Origin of the sequence: Nocardioides sp. SR21 (genome assembly GCF_022761125.1) — a bacterium.
In the GTDB taxonomy this organism is placed as follows: Bacteria; Actinomycetota; Actinomycetes; order Propionibacteriales; family Nocardioidaceae; genus Nocardioides.
The window spans coordinates 166,308-185,497 of record NZ_JAKWJR010000008.1; the positions used below are offsets into that span (position 1 = coordinate 166,308).

The 19,190-nt window shown below is 72.1% G+C and carries 21 protein-coding genes; 15 read left to right on the forward strand and 6 right to left on the reverse strand.

Annotated features, from left to right (window positions below):
- Nucleotides 1–26: 26 nt before the first annotated feature.
- Both MJ604_RS16735 and MJ604_RS16740 read left to right on the forward strand, forming a co-directional pair.
- Nucleotides 27–584, forward strand: a complete 558-nt coding sequence (locus tag MJ604_RS16735) for an RNA polymerase sigma factor (protein ID WP_243059639.1) — start codon at nucleotides 27–29, stop codon at nucleotides 582–584.
- On the forward strand, nucleotides 581–1,612 hold the full coding sequence (locus MJ604_RS16740) for a hypothetical protein (protein ID WP_243059640.1): 1,032 nt from the start codon (nucleotides 581–583) through the stop codon (nucleotides 1,610–1,612). The genes MJ604_RS16735 and MJ604_RS16740 overlap by 4 nt, the downstream gene beginning before the upstream one ends.
- Here the strand turns inward: MJ604_RS16740 and MJ604_RS16745 are convergent.
- The gene (locus MJ604_RS16745) at nucleotides 1,609–2,889 is read right to left on the reverse strand and encodes an FAD-binding oxidoreductase (RefSeq protein WP_243059641.1); all 1,281 of its coding nucleotides are present in this window, start codon (nucleotides 2,887–2,889) and stop codon (nucleotides 1,609–1,611) included. The two genes, MJ604_RS16740 and MJ604_RS16745, sit on opposite strands and share 4 nt — an antisense overlap.
- 167 nt (nucleotides 2,890–3,056) lie before the next feature.
- Here MJ604_RS16745 and MJ604_RS16750 point away from each other — a divergent pair, with 167 nt between their 5' ends.
- From MJ604_RS16750 to MJ604_RS16770, 5 genes are all read left to right on the forward strand, one after another.
- Nucleotides 3,057–4,022 (forward strand): alpha/beta hydrolase fold domain-containing protein, encoded by a 966-nt coding sequence (locus MJ604_RS16750; protein WP_243059642.1) that lies wholly within the window; start codon nucleotides 3,057–3,059, stop codon nucleotides 4,020–4,022.
- A gap of 63 nt (nucleotides 4,023–4,085) precedes the next feature.
- Nucleotides 4,086–6,674, forward strand: coding sequence for a helix-turn-helix transcriptional regulator (locus MJ604_RS16755; RefSeq protein ID WP_243059643.1), 2,589 nt, complete (start codon nucleotides 4,086–4,088; stop codon nucleotides 6,672–6,674).
- A 44-nt stretch (nucleotides 6,675–6,718) separates the two neighbouring features.
- Nucleotides 6,719–7,843, forward strand: a complete 1,125-nt coding sequence (locus MJ604_RS16760) for an NAD(P)/FAD-dependent oxidoreductase (RefSeq protein WP_243059644.1) — start codon at nucleotides 6,719–6,721, stop codon at nucleotides 7,841–7,843.
- 30 nt (nucleotides 7,844–7,873) lie between these two features.
- A complete protein-coding gene (locus tag MJ604_RS16765) occupies nucleotides 7,874–8,443 on the forward strand; it encodes an OsmC family protein (protein WP_243059645.1) in 570 nt (189 codons plus the stop codon).
- Nucleotides 8,443–8,979: a carboxymuconolactone decarboxylase family protein gene (locus MJ604_RS16770; protein WP_243059646.1), complete on the forward strand. Its 537-nt coding sequence runs from the start codon at nucleotides 8,443–8,445 to the stop codon at nucleotides 8,977–8,979. The genes MJ604_RS16765 and MJ604_RS16770 overlap by 1 nt, the downstream gene beginning before the upstream one ends.
- A gap of 5 nt (nucleotides 8,980–8,984) precedes the next feature.
- On the opposite strand, the gene MJ604_RS16775 is transcribed toward MJ604_RS16770, so the two are convergent.
- Complete coding sequence (locus tag MJ604_RS16775) at nucleotides 8,985–9,605, reverse strand: hypothetical protein (RefSeq protein WP_243059647.1); 621 nt, start codon at nucleotides 9,603–9,605, stop codon at nucleotides 8,985–8,987.
- Between the two features lie 26 nt (nucleotides 9,606–9,631).
- On the opposite strand from MJ604_RS16775, the gene MJ604_RS16780 reads away from it, so the two are divergent.
- Nucleotides 9,632–10,210, forward strand: coding sequence for an antibiotic biosynthesis monooxygenase (locus tag MJ604_RS16780; protein ID WP_243059648.1), 579 nt, complete (start codon nucleotides 9,632–9,634; stop codon nucleotides 10,208–10,210).
- A 23-nt stretch (nucleotides 10,211–10,233) separates the two neighbouring features.
- Complete coding sequence (locus MJ604_RS16785) at nucleotides 10,234–11,121, forward strand: hypothetical protein (protein WP_243059649.1); 888 nt, start codon at nucleotides 10,234–10,236, stop codon at nucleotides 11,119–11,121.
- On the opposite strand, the gene MJ604_RS16790 is transcribed toward MJ604_RS16785, so the two are convergent.
- Nucleotides 11,118–12,083, reverse strand: a complete 966-nt coding sequence (locus MJ604_RS16790) for a sulfotransferase (RefSeq protein ID WP_243059650.1) — start codon at nucleotides 12,081–12,083, stop codon at nucleotides 11,118–11,120. The two genes, MJ604_RS16785 and MJ604_RS16790, sit on opposite strands and share 4 nt — an antisense overlap.
- A gap of 82 nt (nucleotides 12,084–12,165) precedes the next feature.
- Here MJ604_RS16790 and MJ604_RS16795 point away from each other — a divergent pair, with 82 nt between their 5' ends.
- From MJ604_RS16795 to MJ604_RS16805, 3 genes are read left to right on the forward strand one after another with little or no spacing between them, the layout of a single operon-like run.
- Nucleotides 12,166–13,050, forward strand: coding sequence for a phosphoribosylaminoimidazolesuccinocarboxamide synthase (locus tag MJ604_RS16795; RefSeq protein WP_243059651.1), 885 nt, complete (start codon nucleotides 12,166–12,168; stop codon nucleotides 13,048–13,050).
- 26 nt (nucleotides 13,051–13,076) lie between these two features.
- Complete coding sequence (locus tag MJ604_RS16800; RefSeq protein ID WP_243059652.1) at nucleotides 13,077–13,424, forward strand: SRPBCC family protein; 348 nt, start codon at nucleotides 13,077–13,079, stop codon at nucleotides 13,422–13,424.
- On the forward strand, nucleotides 13,421–14,995 hold the full coding sequence (locus tag MJ604_RS16805; protein ID WP_243059653.1) for a long-chain fatty acid--CoA ligase: 1,575 nt from the start codon (nucleotides 13,421–13,423) through the stop codon (nucleotides 14,993–14,995). The genes MJ604_RS16800 and MJ604_RS16805 overlap by 4 nt, the downstream gene beginning before the upstream one ends.
- Before the next feature lie 36 nt (nucleotides 14,996–15,031).
- On the opposite strand, the gene MJ604_RS16810 is transcribed toward MJ604_RS16805, so the two are convergent.
- Together MJ604_RS16810 and MJ604_RS16815 are read right to left on the reverse strand one after the other, a co-directional pair.
- Nucleotides 15,032–15,637, reverse strand: a complete 606-nt coding sequence (locus tag MJ604_RS16810) for a dihydrofolate reductase family protein (RefSeq protein ID WP_243059654.1) — start codon at nucleotides 15,635–15,637, stop codon at nucleotides 15,032–15,034.
- 49 nt (nucleotides 15,638–15,686) lie between these two features.
- On the reverse strand, nucleotides 15,687–16,190 hold the full coding sequence (locus MJ604_RS16815) for a general stress protein (protein ID WP_243059655.1): 504 nt from the start codon (nucleotides 16,188–16,190) through the stop codon (nucleotides 15,687–15,689).
- Nucleotides 16,191–16,226: 36 nt separating this feature from the next.
- Here MJ604_RS16815 and purS point away from each other — a divergent pair, with 36 nt between their 5' ends.
- The 3 genes from purS to MJ604_RS16830 are packed head-to-tail and all read left to right on the forward strand — an operon-like array spanning nucleotide 16,227 to nucleotide 17,598.
- Nucleotides 16,227–16,472: a phosphoribosylformylglycinamidine synthase subunit PurS gene (gene purS, locus MJ604_RS16820; protein WP_243059656.1), complete on the forward strand. Its 246-nt coding sequence runs from the start codon at nucleotides 16,227–16,229 to the stop codon at nucleotides 16,470–16,472.
- Nucleotides 16,469–17,137 carry a phosphoribosylformylglycinamidine synthase subunit PurQ gene (gene purQ / locus MJ604_RS16825; RefSeq protein WP_243059657.1) on the forward strand — a complete coding sequence of 223 codons (669 nt, stop codon included), beginning with the start codon at nucleotides 16,469–16,471 and terminating at the stop codon, nucleotides 17,135–17,137. The genes purS and purQ overlap by 4 nt, the downstream gene beginning before the upstream one ends.
- Before the next feature lie 17 nt (nucleotides 17,138–17,154).
- Nucleotides 17,155–17,598, forward strand: a complete 444-nt coding sequence (locus MJ604_RS16830) for a DUF3817 domain-containing protein (RefSeq protein ID WP_243059658.1) — start codon at nucleotides 17,155–17,157, stop codon at nucleotides 17,596–17,598.
- A 46-nt stretch (nucleotides 17,599–17,644) separates the two neighbouring features.
- On the opposite strand, the gene MJ604_RS16835 is transcribed toward MJ604_RS16830, so the two are convergent.
- Nucleotides 17,645–19,069: a glycoside hydrolase domain-containing protein gene (locus tag MJ604_RS16835; protein WP_243059659.1), complete on the reverse strand. Its 1,425-nt coding sequence runs from the start codon at nucleotides 19,067–19,069 to the stop codon at nucleotides 17,645–17,647.
- Nucleotides 19,070–19,190 lie beyond the last annotated feature (121 nt).

Consider the following 19,190-nt stretch of genomic DNA (forward strand, 5'->3'; position numbering starts at 1 on the left):
GTGGCCCATCCGGACATGAACGTCGTATGAGCGAGAGCCGCGAGGAGACGTTCCGTCGTCTGTACGCGGACCACTTCGACGCCGTCCTCGGCTTCGCGCTGCGCCGGACGGACCGTCCGGAGGACGCTGCCGACGTCACCGCGGACACGTTCCTGGTGGCGTGGCGACGCCTCGCTCACGTGCCGGGCGGCGTCGAGACCAGACCGTGGTTGTACGGCGTCGCCCGGCGAGTCCTCGCCAACCACCGCCGCGGCGACCACCGGCGCAGTGCGCTCGGCGACCGGCTGCGCAAGGAGCTGGCCGCCGCGGTGCCCGACTGCAGCGACGAGGTCGTGCAGCGCGCCGACGTGACCGTGGCGATGCACCGGCTCAGCGCCCGCGACCAGGAGGTGCTCGAGCTGCACCTGTGGGAGGGCCTCGAGCCGCGCGAGATCGCGGAGGTCCTGGGGCTCACCACGGTGGTCGTGAGGCCCCGGCTCTCGCGGGCCAGGGCCCGGTTGAGGGAACTCCTCGGCAACGATCCCGAGCCACCCGGACATCTCCCCTCCAGACACCCCCAGCTCACCCGGAAGGAGCAGCCGTGAACGCGAAGCTGACCGACGACGCCGTCGCCGGCCTGCCCCTCTCCCTCGGGCGAGCCGAGCTCCTGGAGGAGATCATGAGCACTCCCGTCCTCGACGACCGACCGATCCGCAGCCGGGAACCGCGCCGCCGTACCCGCTGGCTGGTCCCTGCCGCGGCCGCGGTCGTGGTCGCCGCGCTCGCCCTCGGCACCGCCCGGTGGGCCGGCGACGACCCCGCCCCCGCAGCCGACCGGTCCGCCCCGGTCATGTCGATGCCGGCCGTCGCCAACGGGTACGTCGTCCTCGACGCCCCGGGCTGGACCATGGTCGCCCGGCACGCCGACGAGGGCAGGGGCGAGATGAGCTACGAGAACGGCGACCAGTACCTCGAGCTCATGTGGGGCCTACCCGAGGACTACGACGGGTACGTCGAGGACCGGCGCCACATCGTGCGGCCGGCCGCCGACGGTGCGCCGATCCAGATCCTCGGCCTCGGCGCCCAGATGTGGGCCTACAGCCCCGACGACCACACCGCGATCCGCGAGGTCGACGCCGGACAGTGGATCGAGTTCCGCGGTGAGGGGATGGACGAGGCCGGCTACCTCGCGCTGCTCGGCCAGCTCCGGGCCGTGGACGAGGCCGAGTTCGACGCGATGCTGCCGGAGGAGTTCGTCACCGGCGCCGAGCGCAACGACACCGTCGACACGATCCTCGACGAGATCGACGCCGCCTCCGACGGTCCGCTGCTGCCCGAGGGCGTCGACCGCGCCTCGATCACGTCCGACCAGGTCGACGACTACCAGCTCGGCAGCGAGATCTCGGGTCAGGTCGCGTGCGCCTGGCTCGGCGAGTACGCCGCCGCCGAGGAGGCCGGTGACCAGGGCCGCATGGACGCGGCGGCCGCCGCGCTGAACAGCTCGCACGACTGGCCGGTGCTGCACCGGATGGACGACCGGGGCTACTTCCCCGAGGTGCTGTGGATGTACGCCCAGCAGGTCGCTGACGCCGGCACGCTCCCGGAGGACTACCAGAACGGACTCGGCTGCTAGGGCCTGACGTTGAAGTTCCGGCGGAAGACGTTGTCCGGATCCCACGCCCGCTTGACCTCGCGCAGCCGCGCGTAGGTGTCCGCGGGCCAGAGTGCGGCGATGTCCTCGTCGCTGTCCGACCCGAGGAAACCGGCGTACGCGCCGATGCCCTGGTCGCCGATCGTGCGCCACACGCCTCGCGCCTCGGCGACCTGGTTATCGGTGGCGTCGATCGGCAGGAAGGCCGCGGAGACGACCAGGGCCTCGGCGTCGCGGTGGGCGAAGGCGGTCGCGGTGCGGTCGACCCGGGCGACCGCACCGCCGAGGCTGCGGAGGAACACCACGCGCCCACCACCGGCGTACGCCGTCGCGATCGCGTCGATCAGCGGCTCGTCGACCGACCCGACGAGCGCGTTGCCGATGACCGGCAGCACGCCCTCCGGAGGGTGGGCCTCCTCGAGTGTGTCGGCGTAGCGCAGCTCGCGGACGTCCTCCGTGAGCACGGTGCCGATCGTGCGCAGCGCGTCGATCGGGGACGGGTCGTCGGAGTCGAGGCAGACGTAGAGGAGGGCGGTCCGGCCGCTGCCGAAGTCCGGCATCAGCACCAGCATCGTGGTCAGGTCGTCCGAGGCGTTCGTGATGGCTGCTGCCGTCCACCCCTTCAGCAGCTGGGCGACGTCGTCTGCTGCGAACGTGATCGTGCCGAAGTGCACCGTCGTGACCGGGTGCGCCTGGAACTCGAACGCCGTCACCACGCCGAAGTTCCCGGCGCCGCCCCGCACCGCCCAGAAGAGGTCGGCGTTGTCGGTCGCCGATGCCCGCACGACCTGGCCCGCTGCGGTGACCACCTCGGCGGCCAGGAGGTGGTCGACGGTCAACCCGTGCTTGCGGACCAGCCAGCCGATCCCGCCGGCCTGGCTGAGTCCGCCGACCCCGACCGACGTCGTGTCGCCCGAGCTGACCGCGAGGCCGTGCGGCGCCAGGGCCGCGGCGGCCGCGCCCCAGGTCGCGCCGGCACCGATCCGCACCCGTCCCTCACCCAGGAGCTCGACCGCGTCGAGGCGGGAGAGGTCGAGCACGACGCCGTCGTCGACGGCCCCGAGACCGAGCACGTTGTGGCCGCCGCTGCGGACGGCGAGGGGGAGCCCGGCGGAGCGGGCGTGGTCGAGCGCGGCCACGACGTCGGCCGCCGACGTGGGTCGCAGGACGAGGGCGGGCGTCGCGGTGCCGGCGAAGGTGGTGCGGGCGGCGTCGTACTCGGGGGTCCCGGGGCGGAACGTGACGTGGTCGATGGTCATGCGCTCGACCGTAGAACTTCAACCGAACTTGAGATCAAGGGCTGAATCCAGGTTCACTAAGCTGGCTCAGCATGTGAGATATATCAGCGAGGATATATGTTCGCGCGCCCGCGGATCCCTAGGTTGAGCGACGGATGTGGGAGTCCGTACTACTCGAGGGAATCCGCATGAAGAAGCTCCAGAGAGCCGTGCTCGCCACGCTGCTCGCCGCCGGTACCGCCCTGGTCAGCGTGGTCGCGATCTCGCCCAGCGCCAGCGCGGCCGAGGTCGCCTGCTCCAGCTACTCGTCGTCGACGAGCAGCTGCGTCAACACCCAGCTCGTGGTCGCCGGCACCAGCCACAGCGTCGACTGGTACCTCCCCAACGGCACCGCCTCGGCGCTCATGGTGCTCCAGCACGGCTTCAGCCGCGGCTGCGGGAACCTGCGCGGCACCAGCAAGGCGATCGCCGAGAAGGGCGTGATGGTGCTGTGCGTCAACGGCGACATGACCGCCGGCAACCCGGCGCTCGCCGACGCGCTGGGCGCCCTCCTCGTCGCGCGGACGATCACGCCGCCGCAGGGCAAGGCGCTGCCGCAGCGCTACCTCGTCGGCGGCCACTCCGCCGGCGGTCACTTCGCGAGCGAGCTCGGGGCCTACCTCGATGCCGCCGGCTACCCGAGCTTCGCCGGTGCGATCCTCTTCGACCCGGTCGCGGCCGCGGGCTTCAGCGCGAACGTCGCCGCGATCTCGGACGGCGGTGCCCGCCCGGTGCTCGCCGTGACCGCCCGGCCGAGCGTGATCAACCTCTTCAACAACTCCGCCGAGGCGCTGGTCGATCTCGCCAACCCGTACGTCGGCATCCAGCTGGTGTGGAGCAGCTTCTTCCTGGGCATGCCGACCGGCGGCAGCTGCCACATCGATGTCGAGGGTGAGAACACCGACGCGATCGGCGTCGCCGGTGCCCTCTGCTCGCCGAACGCGACCCAGACCGCGCGCCTGCGCGACTTCGGCTCGGCGTGGGCGAAGGACCTGGCGACGGGCAGCCACACGGCGGCGTACTACTGCGCCGACGCGAACGTCGTCTCGACGTGCGGCAGCAAGGTCCGCGACCTCGTGGACCGGTCGCTGCCGCTGGCCTCGCCGATCCGCTGACCGATCCTGGCGCCCGGATATTCACCGGGCGCCAGGAGCCCGGTCTCACTAGGCTGCTCGTCCATGGAGCTCTGGGAGCGCTCCGCAGCCCTGGGTCAGCTGGACCGGTACCTCCAGGACAGTGCCAACTCCGGGCGCGTGGTGCTGGTGGCAGGCGAGGCCGGGATCGGCAAGACGGCCTTCGTCACCGAGTTCGTACGCCGTGCCGGTGGGTCGGTCCGCGTCCTCTGGGGTGGCTGCGACCAGCTCGTCACGCCGCGAGCCCTCGGACCGCTCCACGACATGGCCCGGCGCTCGGGCGGTGTGCTCGCCTCGCGGATGCGCGCCGACGCCGGCCAGGAGGAGGTGTTCGCGGCCTTCCTCGAGGAGCTGTCCGGCCCCCGCCAGCGGGCACGCCCGGTGGTCGTCGTCGAGGACGCGCACTGGGCCGACGAGGGCACGCTCGACTGGCTCGTCTTCCTCGGGCGCCGGATGCACCAGCTCTCCGCGCTCCTGGTCGTCACCTACCGTGACGACGAGGTCGGGGCCGAGCACCCGCTGCGGCGCGCCCTCGCCGCCGTTCCCGTGGACACGGTGCGGCGGATCAACCTCGAGCCGCTCTCCGCGGCGTGCGTCGCCGAGCGTGCCGAGAACGCCGGCCACGACCCGGAGGTGGTGTACCACGCAGCAGGCGGCAACCCGCTCCTGGTGACCGAGGTGCTCAAGTCCGACGGCGGCGACGGCGTGACGGGGGCCGTGCAGGACCTCGTGCTCGAGCGGCTGCGGCGCCTCTCGGACCCGGCTCGGGAGCTGGCACACCTGGTCTCCGTGGTCCCGACCCGAGCGGGCGCGGCCTTCGTCGCGGGCGAGGAGGACCACGCCGAGCTGTGCCTCGCGGCCGGCGTGCTGGTCGCGTCCGGTGACGGGATCGGCTACCGCCACGAACTGCTGCGCTCCGCCGTCGAGCAATCGCTCTCGCCACTTCGCCGGCAGGCCCTGCACCGCAAGGCGTTCGAGGTGCTGGCCACTGATCCGGACATCGACCCCGAGGCGCTGGTCCACCACGCCAATGGCGCGGGTGACGACGCATCGGTGCTCCGGTACGCGCCGGTCGCAGGTGCGCGGGCCGCCCGGCAGGGGGCGCACCGCGAGGCGGCCGGCCACTACGCGCTCGCGGTCGCCCTGTCCGACCGGCTCGACGTGCCCGAGCGCGCCGATCTGCTCGACGCGTTCGCGGAGGAGTGCTTCATCGCGGGCCGCCACCCCGAGGCGCTCGACGCCCGGAAGCGCGCGCTGCCGCTGCGTCTCGAGCTCGGTGAGCCGGAGCGGGCCGCCGACGACCTCCGCTGGATCTCGCGGCTGTCGTGGTGGACCGGCCAGGTCGCCGAGGCACGCCACGCGGCACTGCGCGCGATCGACCTGCTCCAGCAGCTGCCCGAGAGCCCGGCACTCGCCGACGCCTACGCGAACCAGGCGCTCGTCCACCTGACGACCCACGAGCTCGACGACGCCCGGATGTGGGGTGAGCGGGCCCGCGACGTCGGCGCCCGGCACGGCAACCTGGCCGCCGAGCTCCAAGGCGCGAACACCCTCGAGGCGGTCCGGCTGACCGAGGGCGCCGTGGACGCACCCGAGCGGCTGGTCGAGATCCATCACCGCGCCCACCGGCACGGCCTGCTCGACCAGGCGGCCCGCGCGTTCGCGAACCTGGCGATGGTCACCGGCGACGAGGTCGCGGAGTTCGCCGACGCCGAGCCGCTCTGCGACCAGGCGATGGAGTACGCCACCCAGCACGACTTCTGGCCGGTGTTCGACATCGTCCTCGCGGCCCGCTCGAAGGTCCGGCTCGAGCGTGGCGACTGGGCCGGCGCGATCGTCGACGCCGAGCTCGCGCTCGCCCGGAACGGACGTCGGGGTGCGGTGGCGATCCTCCCGCTCGTCGTGCTCGGCCGGATCGCCGCGGCGCGAGGCGAGCCCGGCGCGCTCGACCTCCTCGACGACGCCGAGCGGGCCGCGGCCGGGGTGGGGGACGTGCCGATGGTCGCCCCGGTGGCCGACGCCCGGGCCGAGCTGTTCGCCTGGCAGGGCGACTCAGCCCGTGCCATCGAGGAGATCGAGCGGGCGCTCGAGCTCGCGGGAGGCGCGGACGGCGTGCCGTTCATCGTCGGCCGGCTGGCGTGGCGGCGGTGGCGGTCCGGAGGGCCGGTGGCGGACTTCGGTGCCGACCCCTTCCGCGCCATGATGGGCGGTCGCTGGGCGGAGGCAGCGGCCGACTGGAAGCGGCGCGACGGCGTCTACCTGCGCGTCGACGCGCTCGCCGAGGGCGACGCGGACGCCGCCGCCGAGGCGCTGTCGACCCTGGACGGCTGGGGTGCGACCGTGGCGGCCGCCGACGTCCGGTCCAGGCTGCGGGCGCGCGGCTTCACCCGGATCCCCCGCGGTCCCCGGCAGTCGACGACGGCGAACGCCGCCGGCCTCACGAACCGGCAGGTCGAGGTCGTGGCCCTGCTCGTCGAGGGCCTCACGAACGCCGAGATCGCCGAGCGGCTGACGGTGTCACCCAAGACGGTCGACCATCACGTCTCCGCCGTGCTCGGCAAGCTCGGGGTGTCACGACGCGGTCAGGTGGCGGGTGTCGCAAGGCAGATGGGTCTCCTGCCCAACATGGGTTGATCTCCCCATGAAGTGGGTGCCCGGACCCTCCTAGCGTCCGCGGCATGCACACGAACCCTGACGTCATCGTGGTCGGCGCCCGCGCCGCCGGCGCCTCGACGGCGATGCTGCTGGCCCGACGCGGACACCGCGTGGCGCTTCTCGACCGCGCCGAGTTCCCGTCCGACACGATCTCCACGCACCAGATCGCGCGGTCCGGGGTGGTCCAGCTCGCTCGGTGGGGACTGCTGGACGCCGTCCTCGCCAGTGGCGCACCCGCACTGCGCTCGGTGACCTTCACCGCGGCGGGCATGAGCATCACCCGCCCGATCAAGGACAAGGCGGGTGTCGACCTGCTCGTCGCTCCGCGCCGCTACGTCCTCGACTCCCTCCTCGTCGACGCCGCCCGGGAGGCCGGTGCCGACGTGCGCACCGGCGTCCGGGTCACCGAGGTGATCCGCGAGGACGACCGGGTGTGCGGCGTACGTGGTCCCGACCTCGAGCTCCGCGCACCGCTGGTGATCGGCGCCGACGGCCTCGGCTCCACGATCGCCCGGGCGGTCGGGGCCGAGACCATCGAGCAGCGCGCTGCGAACGGCGCCGGCGTCTACGCCTACTACGGCGGCATCCCGTGGGACGGCATCGAGCTGATCGCCTCCGCGGGCGCCCTGGCCGGCGTCTTCCCCACGCACCACGGCGAGGCCTGCGTCTGGGTCTGCATGCCCGCCGACGACTTCCGTCGCCTGCGGCGGCACCACCCGAGCCGCGAGGCGGCGCTCGAGGCGGCGCTGCTGCACCACGCACCCGAGCTCTCTGCCCGGCTGCTCGCCGGCCACCGGCGCAGCCCGGCCACCGGGATGTCGCGCCTCCCCAACTACATCCGGCGCGCGCACGGGCCCGGGTGGGCGCTGGTCGGCGACGCCGGCTACCACCGCGACCCGGTGACCGGGCACGGCATCAGCGACGCGTTCCGCGACGCCGAGCTGCTGGCCGACGCCGTCGATGCGGGCGGCTCCGACGAGGATCTCGCGGCGTACCAGCGCCGCCGCGACGCCGCCCTGCGTGAGGTCTTCGAGATCACCTGCGCCCTCGCGGACTACCCGCCCGTCCCCGAGTTCGTCGCGCTCCAGAAGCGCCTCAGCGTCGCCCTCGACGTCGAGGCCGAGGCGCTCGGCACCACCACCCACTGAGTAGCAACCAACCATCCGAGGAGATCCACCATGTCCAGCACCACCGCTACCCGTCAGCCGATCAACGGGGTCGACGTCCCGACGTTCTTCGCGACCCTCGATGCCGTCAAGCAGCACCCGGAGGCCGCGAAGTTCCAGTTCCGCGCCCACAACAGCTGGGTCGAGGGCACGCACAGCCGCAGCGTCGTCGAGGACTACTTCGGTGTCGGCGAGCGCAAGCACGAGCGGACGTTCGTGTTCGACGCCGACCACCCGGCCGTCCTGGTCGGCCGCGACGCGGGCGCGACGCCTCTCGAGTTCGTGCTGCACGCGCTCGCGGCCTGCCTGACCGCCGGCCTGGCGAACATCGCGTCCGCCCGGGGCATCCGGCTGACCGAGGTCCGCTCGACGGTCTCGGGCGACATCGACCTGACCGGCATCCTCGGCATCGACCCCGACGTCCGCAACGGCTTCTCGGGCATCTCGGTCGAGCTCCACGTCTGCGGGGACGCCCCCGCGGACGAGCTGCGCGCCCTGGTCGAGCAGTCCCGCGCCCGCTCCGCGGTGTACGACGTCCTGACCCACCACGTCCCGGTCCACGTCGACGTGGTCACGGACTGATGGCCTACCTGTCCACGCCCGAGGTCGACGGCACGAACTACGCACGGCTGTTCGCGCTCGCGCCGGCGGCGTACGACGGCTGGGCCACGCTCAACGTCGCGATCCGCTCAGCCATGGACCTGCGGCGCTACGAGCTGGTGACGCTCGCCGCCGCCCGGCGGCTCGGGTCGTCGTACTGCTCGATGGCGCACGGCTCGCTGCTCCGCGACCGGTTCTTCACGGCGGACCAGGTGCGCCGGATCGCCGCCGACCACCACGACGCCGGGCTCGACCCGGCGGACGTGGCGCCGATGGACCTCGCCGAGCGGGTCGTCACCGACCCGCGCGGCATCACCGACGGGGACGTCGCGGCGCTCCGGGAGCTCGGGCTCTCGGAGCGGGACGTCCTCGACGTGGTCCTGACCGCGGCCGCCCGGTGCTTCTTCGCCACCGTGCTCGACGCGCTCGGGGTCGAGCCGGACGCGTCGTACCGTGCCGACCTCGACCCGCGGCTCCTCGACCTGCTCACGGTCGGGCGGTCGGCCGCGGTGGCGTGAGGGGGCTACGCCCGGGCCGACCCGCCCCAGTTCGCGAGCTTGGTCGCGACGGCGTGCAGGTCGGCCCGGCGTACGGCGTCGGGCACCGGCGGCAGGATCGCGTCCCACTCGACCGCGAACGACCCGCGGATGTCGGGGAGCCCCTCGGGGCGGGCGAAGAACCAGACGTGCGCGTGGGCGCAGCCGTCACCCCAGCGGTTGACGTGCACCCGGCCGATGCCCGGCATGCCCTCCATGATCCGGACCAGCCGGTTCGCGATCCGGCCGAGCTCGGCGGCCTCGTCGTCGCCGAAGTTGCCGATGTCGAGGTGCTCGCGGGTCCACAGCGTCAGCACCAGCGGCAGCCCGCTCGGCTCCGCGGTCGGGGTGACGAGCCACCAGCGCTCGTCCTCCCAGACGATCTGCTCCGGCGCGAAGCCCGCGCACGCCGGGCACGGCCCGCCGCCCTCGGCGCCCTCGCGCGGTGCCTCCGGCTCGGGTGCGCGCAGCACGCGCGGCGCGACCTGCCCGTCCACGGCGTCCCACGGGAAGATGTCCCAGTCGGCGATCGGCGGGGACGGCAGTCGGCCGTCCGGTCCGGCGGCGGCGGTGACCCTGGCGTAGAGCTCGTCGGCAGACTCCGGCATGACCACACTCTGCCACGATCTGTTTCATGAGCGCTCCCGTCACGGTCTCGATCACCCGCACCATCGCGCCCGGCCACGACGACGAGATGATCGCCTGGATGCAGGCCGGATCGGCCCTCGCCGCCCGCTTCGACGGCTTCCTGGGGTCGGGCTGGATCCGGCCGCAGCTGGACTCGGAGGAGTGGCACATGCTCTACCGGTTCGCCGACGACGACTCCCTGGCGACCTGGGAGGCCTCCGAGCAGCGCCGGTGGTGGCGCAGCGCCGCGGAGGGACTCATCGGCGATGCGCGGGTCGAGCGTCTGACCGGCATCGAGGGCTGGTTCGACCCACCGGCGACGTACGACGTGAAGGACCTGCGGCCGGCCCCGCCGCCTCCGCCCCGGTGGAAGCAGGCGTGCGTGATCTTCCTGGTGTTCTTCCCGCTGAGCCTGCTCGTGAACTGGGCCGGCGGCCACCTGCTCGCCGACGTCTGGCTGCCCGCGCGGGTGCTGATCAGCGTCGTCGTGATGACGCCGGTGATGACCTACTTCGCGCTGCCCTGGATCACTCGCCGGATGGAGTGGTGGCTGCATCCCGCCGGCGCCACGGCAAAAGTCGAGTGACGTAGTCAACTATGGTGGGCGGCATGTCAGTGGAGACGGCGCCGCCCCTTCCGTCGTACGACGACGTCCAGGTCGTCGTCCCTGCTCCTGGTGGCGGCCCCGGCAACTGGTCCGGCGCCGCGAGCGCGGTCCTCGTCGACGGCACGTTCTGGCTCACCTACCGGGTGCGTCGGCCGCTGGCGGAGGGCCGAGGTGTCGCTGTCGTGGTGGCCCGTTCTGCCGACGGCATCGCGTTCGAACCGGTCGCGGAGGTCCATCGCGAGGCGTTCGGCTGTGAGTCGTTCGAGCGGCCGGTCCTGGTGCCGCTGCCCGAGGGCGGCTGGCGGCTCTACCTCTCGTGTGCGACGCCGCACTCCAAGCACTGGTGGGTCGACAGCCTGACGGCCGCGACGCCGGAGGAGCTGCCGACCGGCCATCGCCGGGTCGTGCTGCCGGGTGATGACACGGTGGCGGTCAAGGATCCCGTCGTCGAGCGCACGGATGGTGGCTGGCGGATGTGGCTGTGCTGCCACCCGTTGACCGAGGCGGGGCACGAGGACCGGATGACCACGCGGCTCCTGACCGGACCCGACGGCCTCGAGTGGGCCGACCAGGGCGAGGTCCTCGCCGGTCGCCCGGGTCGGTGGGACGCGCGCGGGGCGCGGGTCACGACGGTCGTCGCCGACCATCCCCTGACGGTGCTGTACGACGGGCGCCCGGATGCCGAGTCCAACTGGCACGAGACCACCGGTGTCGCCCGCTGGGACGGCACCCGGCTGGTCGCTGACGACGAGGAACCGCTGGTCTCGCCGTACTCCGACGGCGCCTGGCGCTACGCCTCCGCGGTGCCGCTGCCGGACGGCCGGACCCGCTTCTACGTCGAGGCCGCCCGCCCCGACGGTGCGCACGACCTGGTCACGGTCGTCCGCTAGGCCGGCTGCCGCCGCTGGTCGAACGAGCCCCGGCTCTCGGTCGACAGCCAATCCGAGAAGTCCTCGCCGGTGAGCGACGAGAGCAGGCCGATGTCCTCGGCGAACTGGGAGATCAGCTCCTCGCGCAGCGCCGCGGACAGCAGGGGGCGGTGCGCGGTGCCGGGGCCGACGAGGCCGGCCACCAGCGGGCCGCTGGCCCGGCGCCACACGTGGGGTGGTGCGAACTGGCCGAGGCGCGCCCCGGCGCGCACCACCGGTCCCAGGACGGCCGGCCGCCAACCGGGTGCGACGAAGCTGCGCGCGTTGTCGCGCGGGATCGTCGCCACGCGCCCGGTCTCGATGCCGAGGAAGCGGCAGGCGCGGTCGACTGCCGCGGGTGGGTCGTCGACGATGTCGCGGTAGCGCAGGACGAGGATCCGCCCGGGGTCGACGTGATCGCGGAGGTGCTCGAGCTGCTGGCCGTACATGCCGAGCTCGCGGTAGCGCCAGAACGGCGCCCAGCCCGCCCGGGCCCGCTCGTCCTGCAGCGCGAACGCGGTCGCGAAGTCCGACTCCGGCTCGAGGCCGTCGGACCACAGGTGCATCCAGTTCGAGTAGGCGCGATCGATCGGGTCCCGCACGACCGCGATCAGCCGGACCTCCGGCAGCGCCTCCCCGATCCGCCGGTGCGCGCCGCGGCTCCAGAGGTAGAAGGGGGTGCTCTCGCCGCGGGTCGAGCCCGCGGGAGCATCGGCGAACAGCGCGTCGTACCGGTCGGCACGCCAGATCCACTCCTGCTGGGAGTGCTTGTCACCCGGACCGCACCACCCCGGCGGAGGGGCGCCGTCGCACAGCCAGTACTTCGGCTCCTTGGGCGTGGTCATGAAGACCTCGGGATGCTGTGCGAGCGCGGCGTGGAGTGCCGTGGTCCCTGCCTTGGGCGCGCCGACGATGAGGAAGTCCGGCTGCGGTGTCCTGGTCATGTGCCCTCCCGCATAAGTCTTGTAAGTCACTCTACAAAGGACATGTAAGTGGGAGAAGAGGGCTGCTTCTAGAGTTAGCACCGTGGCCGACCTGAACATCCCGACCGCGCCCGCCATCGAGGGGGCCACCCACCTGCACAGCGGCAAGGTGCGCGACCTCTACGAGCTGCCGAGCGGCGAGCTGCTGATGGTCGCCAGCGACCGGATCTCGGTCTTCGACTTCGTGCTCGACACGACGATCCCCGACAAGGGCGAGATCCTGACCCGGATGTCGCTGTGGTGGTTCGACCAGCTCGCCGACCTGGTGCCCAACCACGTCATCTCCACGGACGTGCCGGACGCGGTCAAGGGCCGCGCGGTCGTCTGCGAGCGGCTCGCGATGTACCCCGTCGAGTGCGTCGCCCGCGGCTACCTCACCGGGTCCGGCCTGCTCGACTACCGCGCGTCCGGCGAGGTCTGCGGCATCGCGCTGCCGGCGGGGCTCGAGGACGGCAGCCGGCTGCCCGAGGCGATCTTCACGCCCGCCACCAAGGCCGAGCTCGGTGACCACGATGAGAACGTCTCGTACGACGCCGTCGTGACCACCATCGGCGCCGAGCGCGCCGCGGAGCTGCGCGCCCTGACGCTCGCCGTCTACTCCCGGGCCGAGTCGGTCGCCCGCGAGCGCGGCATCGTCCTGGCCGACACGAAGCTCGAGTTCGGCGCCCGCCCCGACGGCACGACCGTGCTCGGCGACGAGGTGCTCACGCCCGACTCCTCGCGCTTCTGGCCGGCCGCCGAGTGGCAGCCCGGCCGCACGCAGCCGTCGTACGACAAGCAGATCGTGCGCAACTGGGCGCTGTCGCCGGAGTCCGGCTGGGACAAGGCGTCCGGCGAGGCCCCGCCGCCGGTGCCGGCCGAGGTCGTCGAGCGCACCCGCAGTCGCTACATCGAGGCCTACGAGCTGCTCACCGGAGAGCGTTGGTAACCGTCTCGTTCCCGGTGTCCTGCGAGGTGGCCTTCGACTACCTCGCGGACCCGCACCACCGCGCCGACTGGCAGTCCAGCCTCGCGCGCGTCGAGGACGTCGACGGCGAGCCGCGCGTCGGCCAGACCTGGACCGACGTCACGAAGCCCGGCCTGCGTCCGCGCATGGAGACCACCGAGCTCGACCGGCCCCGCCGCTGGACCGAGCGCGGCACCTGGCGCCGCATCACCGCCACGCTGACGCTCGAGTTCCGGCCGACCCCGACCGGGTGCGACGTGGTCGCCGACTTCGCGATCAACCCGCTGCTGCGGCTGCCGGCCCTCTGGGCCGTGCGAGGTGACCTCCGCCACGCGGCGAGTAGGTTGCAGCCATGACGACGTACAACCTGGCGACCCTGCTCGAGGACGGCGCGACGACCTACCCCGACCGCACCGCGGTGGTCCTGGGCGACACCCGGCTGTCGTACGCCGAGGTCGACTCGTTCGCCAACATGGTCGCGAACCTGCTGGTCTCGCGCGGCATCCGGCCCGGCGACAAGGTCGCGCTCACCTGCCCGAACCTGCCGTACTTCACGGTCGTCTACTACGGCATCCTGAAGGCCGGCGCGACCGTCGTCCCGCTGAACGTCCTGCTCAAGGGCCGCGAGGTCGCCTACCACCTCGGTGACTCCGACGCGAAGGCCTACTTCTGCTTCCAGGGCACGCCCGAGCTGCCGATGGGCGAGGCCGGGTACGCCGGCTTCCAGGAGGCCGAGGGCTGCGAGCACTTCTTCATCATCACCGCCGGGCTCGGCGACGCCTCGCCGATCGAGGGCACCGAGACGATGGCCCAGGCGATGGGTGGGCAGCCCGCGACGTTCGACACCGTGGCGACCGACGAGGACGACACCGCGGTCATCCTCTACACGTCCGGCACGACCGGGCAGCCCAAGGGCGCGGAGCTGCGGCACCGCAACATGCGCGACAACGCGAAGGCCGGCGCGGCGCTCTTCGGTGCCGATCCCGCCAGCCCGGACACCTACCTCTGCGTGCTGCCGCTGTTCCACTCGTTCGGCCAGACCGTGTGCCAGAACGGCGCGTTCGCGTACGGCGGCACCGTCGTCCTGCAGCCGCGCTTCGAGGCGCACGACGCGCTGAAGCTGATGCTGAAGGAGAGGATCACGTTCTTCGCCGGCGTCCCGACGATGTACTGGGGCCTGCTCGGCGCGCTCGCCGACGATCCCGACACCGACGTCGCCACGCTGGCCGAGAACCTCCGGGTCGCCGTCGCCGGTGGATCGGCGCTGCCGGTCGAGGTGCACCGCGAGTTCGAGAAGAGGTTCGGCGTCACGATCCTCGAGGGCTACGGCCTCAGCGAGACCTCGCCGGTGGCGTCGTTCTCGCGCTTCGGCGAGCCGGTGCGGGTCGGCTCCATCGGTACGCCGATCCCCGGCGTCGAGATGAAGCTGATCGACCCCGCGAGTGACGGAGGCTGGGGCGAGGTCGAGGGCAGCGACGTCGTCGGCGAGATCGCGATCAAGGGCCACAACATCATGAAGGGCTACTACGGCCGCCCGGAGGCGACCGCCGAGTCCATCCAGGACGGCTGGTTCCGCTCCGGCGACCTGGCCCGACGCGACGAGGACGGCTGGTACTACATCGTCGACCGGTCGAAGGACATGATCATCCGCGGCGGGTACAACGTGTACCCGCGCGAGATCGAGGAGGTCCTGATGACCCACCCGGCGGTCTCGCTGGCCGCGGTCATCGGCGTACCCCACGAGAGCCACGGCGAGGAGATCAAGGCGTTCGTCATCAGGAACGCCGGCGTCGAGATCACCGAGGACGAGCTGGTCGCGTGGGGCAAGGAGCAGATGGCGGGCTACAAGTACCCGCGCATCGTCGCCTTCGTCGACTCCCTGCCGATGACCTCGACCGGCAAGATCCTCAAGCGTGAGCTGAGCTGAGGCGCGAACCGAGACCCGGTGAGCCGAGGGGCGGCGTCAGCCGACGCGGTAGCGCACGTGCGTCGCGAGCGCTGACTGCTCGCCCTCGATGATCTCGAGCGTCGGCGTGATCGAGCCGTCGAACAGCCGCTCGCCGGACCCGAGCGCGATCGGGGAGTAGCCGAGGGTCAGCTCGTCGAGCTCGCCCGCCGCGATCGCCTGGCGTACGGCGGAGGCGCCGCCGGCGATGTCGACGTCGCCGCCCGAGGCCTCACGGGCCAGCCGCAGCGCGTCGGCGAAGCCGGTGGTGACGAAGTGGAACGTCGTGCCGCCCGCCATCTCGATCGGTTCGTGCTCGTGGTGGGTGAGCACGAACACCGGGGCGTGGTACGGCGGCTCCTCGCCCCACCAGCCGCGCCACTCCTCGGACCACGAGTCCCACGACCCGCGCACGGGGCCGAACATGTTGCGGCCCATGACGTAGGCGACACCGGGGCGCAGGATCCTGTCCTGCCAGCGGGCGTCGACCTCGTGGGCGGGGTCGTTGAACATCCAGCGGTGGAGGCTCTCGCCGCCACGGCCGAGCGGGTTCTCGAGGGTCTGGTCAGGACCTGCCACGAACCCGTCGACGGAGACGGTCAGGGTCGCTGTCGTGAACGTCATGCTCCATCAGACCAGGCCGCCCCGCCAGAGTCATCGGCCGTCATCGCGACTACTCGAACGCGTTCGGCAGCGCGCCGGGCAGGCCGGCGAGGAGCTCGCGCGCCTGGGCCGCGACCTTGTGCTCGACCAGCACCTCGTACTTCGTCGCGACCACCTGGGCGACCGACGAGAAGTCGCGCTGCCCGCGGGTGAACGCGTACCCGATCAGAGCCCACACGAGGCCGAACACCGCGCCGAGGAGCACGGTCGAGAGGATCATCGAGAACACGTCCTCGTCGACGAAGAACGAGAAGATCAGGCCGACGAAGAGGCCGAGCCAGATCCCGGAGAAGATGCCGCCGACGGCCACCCGTCCCCACGTGAGGCGACCGGTGATCCGCTCGACCCGCTTGAGGTCGGTGCCGACGATCAGCAGGTTCTGGACCGGGAACTCCTTGTCGGACAGGAAGTCGACGGCCTTCTGCGCCGCGGCGTAGTCGTCGTACACCGCCAGGGACTGGGGGAACTCGAGTCGAAGGGGGTTCGCGCCCGGCATTCCAGTGGGGAGGCTCATACCGCTCAGTCTGCCCGACGCATCTAGACTGAGCCCGTGCCTCGCGTAGTCGTAGACGTCATGCCCAAGCCCGAGATCCTCGACCCGCAGGGCAAGGCGGTGCACGGCGCGCTGCCGCGCCTCGGCTTCACCGGCGTGACCGACGTCCGCCAGGGCAAGCGCTTCGAGCTCGAGTTCACCGGTGAGGTCACCGCCGAGGTGCTGGCCGAGGTCGAGAAGATGGCGGAGACGCTGCTCTCCAACCCGGTCATCGAGAACTACGCGGTCCGGGTGGAGCAGTGAAGGTCGGCGTCGTCACCTTCCCGGGCTCGCTCGACGACGTCGACGCGCAGCGCGCGGTCGTCATCGGCGGCCACGAGGCGGTCGCCCTGTGGCACGGCGACCACGACCTGAAGGGCGTCGACGCGGTCGTCCTGCCCGGCGGCTTCTCGTACGGCGACTACCTGCGCTGCGGCGCGATCTCGCGCTTCTCCCCGGTGATGACCGAGGTGATCGAGGCGGCGGGCAAGGGCATGCCGGTGCTCGGCATCTGCAACGGCTTCCAGATCCTCTGCGAGTCGCACCTGCTGCCCGGTGCGCTGATCCGCAACGACCACCGCAAGTTCGTGTGCCGGGACCAGAAGCTGCGCATCGAGAACAACCGCACCCCGTGGACGTCGGCGTACGCCGAGGGTGACGAGGTCACCATCGTCCTCAAGAACGGCGAGGGCGGCTTCGTCGCCGACGAGGCCACGCTCGACCGGCTCGAGGGCGAGGGCCAGGTCGTCGCGCGCTACCTCGGCGGCAACCCCAACGGCTCGCTGCGCGACATCGCCGGCATCACCAACGAGCGCGGCAACGTCGTCGGCCTGATGCCGCACCCCGAGCACGCCGTCGAGGACCTCACCGGTGCCGGCACCCAGGGCCTCGGCTTCTTCACCAGCCTCGCGGCGCACGCGTTCGCATGATCGCCCCACGAAATCGCATGACTCCTCGGCTGCTCTTCCGCCGGGTCGCGATCGCCGAGGCGATCACCTGGGCGCTCCTGCTCACCGGCATGTTCCTCAAGTACGTCACCGAGACCACCGAGCTCGGCGTCCAGGTGTTCGGCATGGTCCACGGCGTCGTGTTCGTCGCCTACTGCCTGACCACGGTGCTCGTCGCCGTCGACCAGCGCTGGTCGTTCGGCCGCACGCTGCTCGGCCTGGCCGCAGCGGTGCCGCCGTTCTTCACCGTGCTGTTCGACTGGTACGCCGAGCGCCGCAGCGCGATCGCCGACACCTGGCGCCTGCGTCACGCGGAGCCGTCCGGCCCGCTCCAGAAGCCCGCGGCCTGGCTGATCCGCAACCCCGCGCGCGGCGCCGTCACCGGCGTGATCGCGGTCGTCGCGCTCACCGGCCTCGCGCTGCTGGTCGGTCCGCCGGCCTAGCTCCACCAGGCGCCGGTTGCGCGGACTCGGGAGCCTCCGAGCCCGCCTAGGACGTTCCGGCGGACAGTGCCTTCCACGACTCACGGGAGGCGACGCCGGAGACCTCGACCCGCGCAGCCGTCTGCCACGCGCGGAGCGCGGCACCGGTGTCGGACCGGAACCGGCCGGTCGCCGGGATCGGGTCGGACACGCCCGCGGCGTTGAGGGTGCGCTGCAGCCGGCGTACCTCCGGACCCGTCGAGCCGATCTTCAGCACCGGCTGCTCGCCGTACGACAGCAGCGACATCCAGTTCTTCTGCCACCAGACCTCGCTGACCGGCATGCCGACCTTCGTCTTCCAGGCCTGGATCGCCTTCACGGTCGCCTTGTTCCACTTGCCGTTGACCTTGCCCTGGTAGATCTCCTGCTCGGTGAGCAGGCACTGGAGGGCCATCACGCGACCGGCGGGCGGCACCGTGGTCTCGGTCGGCGGGCGCAGCGTCTCGTACGTCGGGTAGCTGATCCGCACGTCGCCGCAGTGCTTCTCGGGCTCGACGTACAGGCCCCGCCCGACGTCGAGGAAGTTGCGGTCGATGTTGATCGTCACGCCGCCCCACGTCTCGTCGTGGCCGCCCTGGTACTGCTTGATCCGGGCGTGCGGGCGCCAGCCGTCCTCACGGAGGTACGACGTGGACGTGTTCGCGACGCCGTCCCAGCGGGCGACCCAGATCATGTCGGGGAGCACGACCTTGTCGGGCCGGTTGACCCGCGCGTCGTCGAGCATCTTGATGCCGGACCCGGCGCTGGAGTAGACACCCGAGACGAAGCCGAGCTCGTGGAGCTGCGTGGTCCACGCGCTGAGGAACGCCAGCGCGGACTCGCGGCAGCGGACGTTCGAGAGCTCGAAGCCCTCGAGGTCGTACCAGAGCGTGCTCCCGAGGGCGATGCCGAGCTCGGTGGCCGTGGCCGCCGCCCTGCCGGCCTCCGACCGCGCCTGGGCGCGCGCCTTGTCGTACCGCTTGTTCTTGCCCGGCTTGGGGTTGATCGTCTCGTCGTCGCCGTAGCGCGGGAAGCGCGGCTGGCAGGAGGCCTGGGGGCCGAGCGTGATCGGCAGCAGCCTCCACCCGCGAGTCAGCTGGCGGTACACCCAGCGCGGCGTGAGGTTCGGCTGGTCGCGGCACGCCCGGGAGTCGCCGGAGATGTAGATGCCGACCGCCAGGAACGGTGAGCTCTGCAGCCAGCGGTCCATCTTCTTCTGCTCGGGCGTGTGGCACTGGTCGAACCCGAAGCCGACGAAGTCGCCGGGGGTGACGATGCCGCTCGGCGTGACCGGCGCCAACTTGTCGCGTACGGCGGACGCGGCCGGGTCGGCGTCTGCGGGGCCGCTGGCGGTGACGGCCGCCAGCAGGGTGACCAGCAGGGCGCCGCCGGCGGTCGCGGCGAGCGCGCGGCGCAGCGCGGCCTGGGCGGTCCGAGAAACCGGGCGTGACATGGCGGGACTCCTGGGGAAGTAGGAAGGGCCGCGCCTACCATAACCTCACAAGTCACACCAGTAACAGCGAACGGGCGAACTGCAGCGTGTGCAGCTCGCCCGCCCGCGGGGTGAGGTGGGG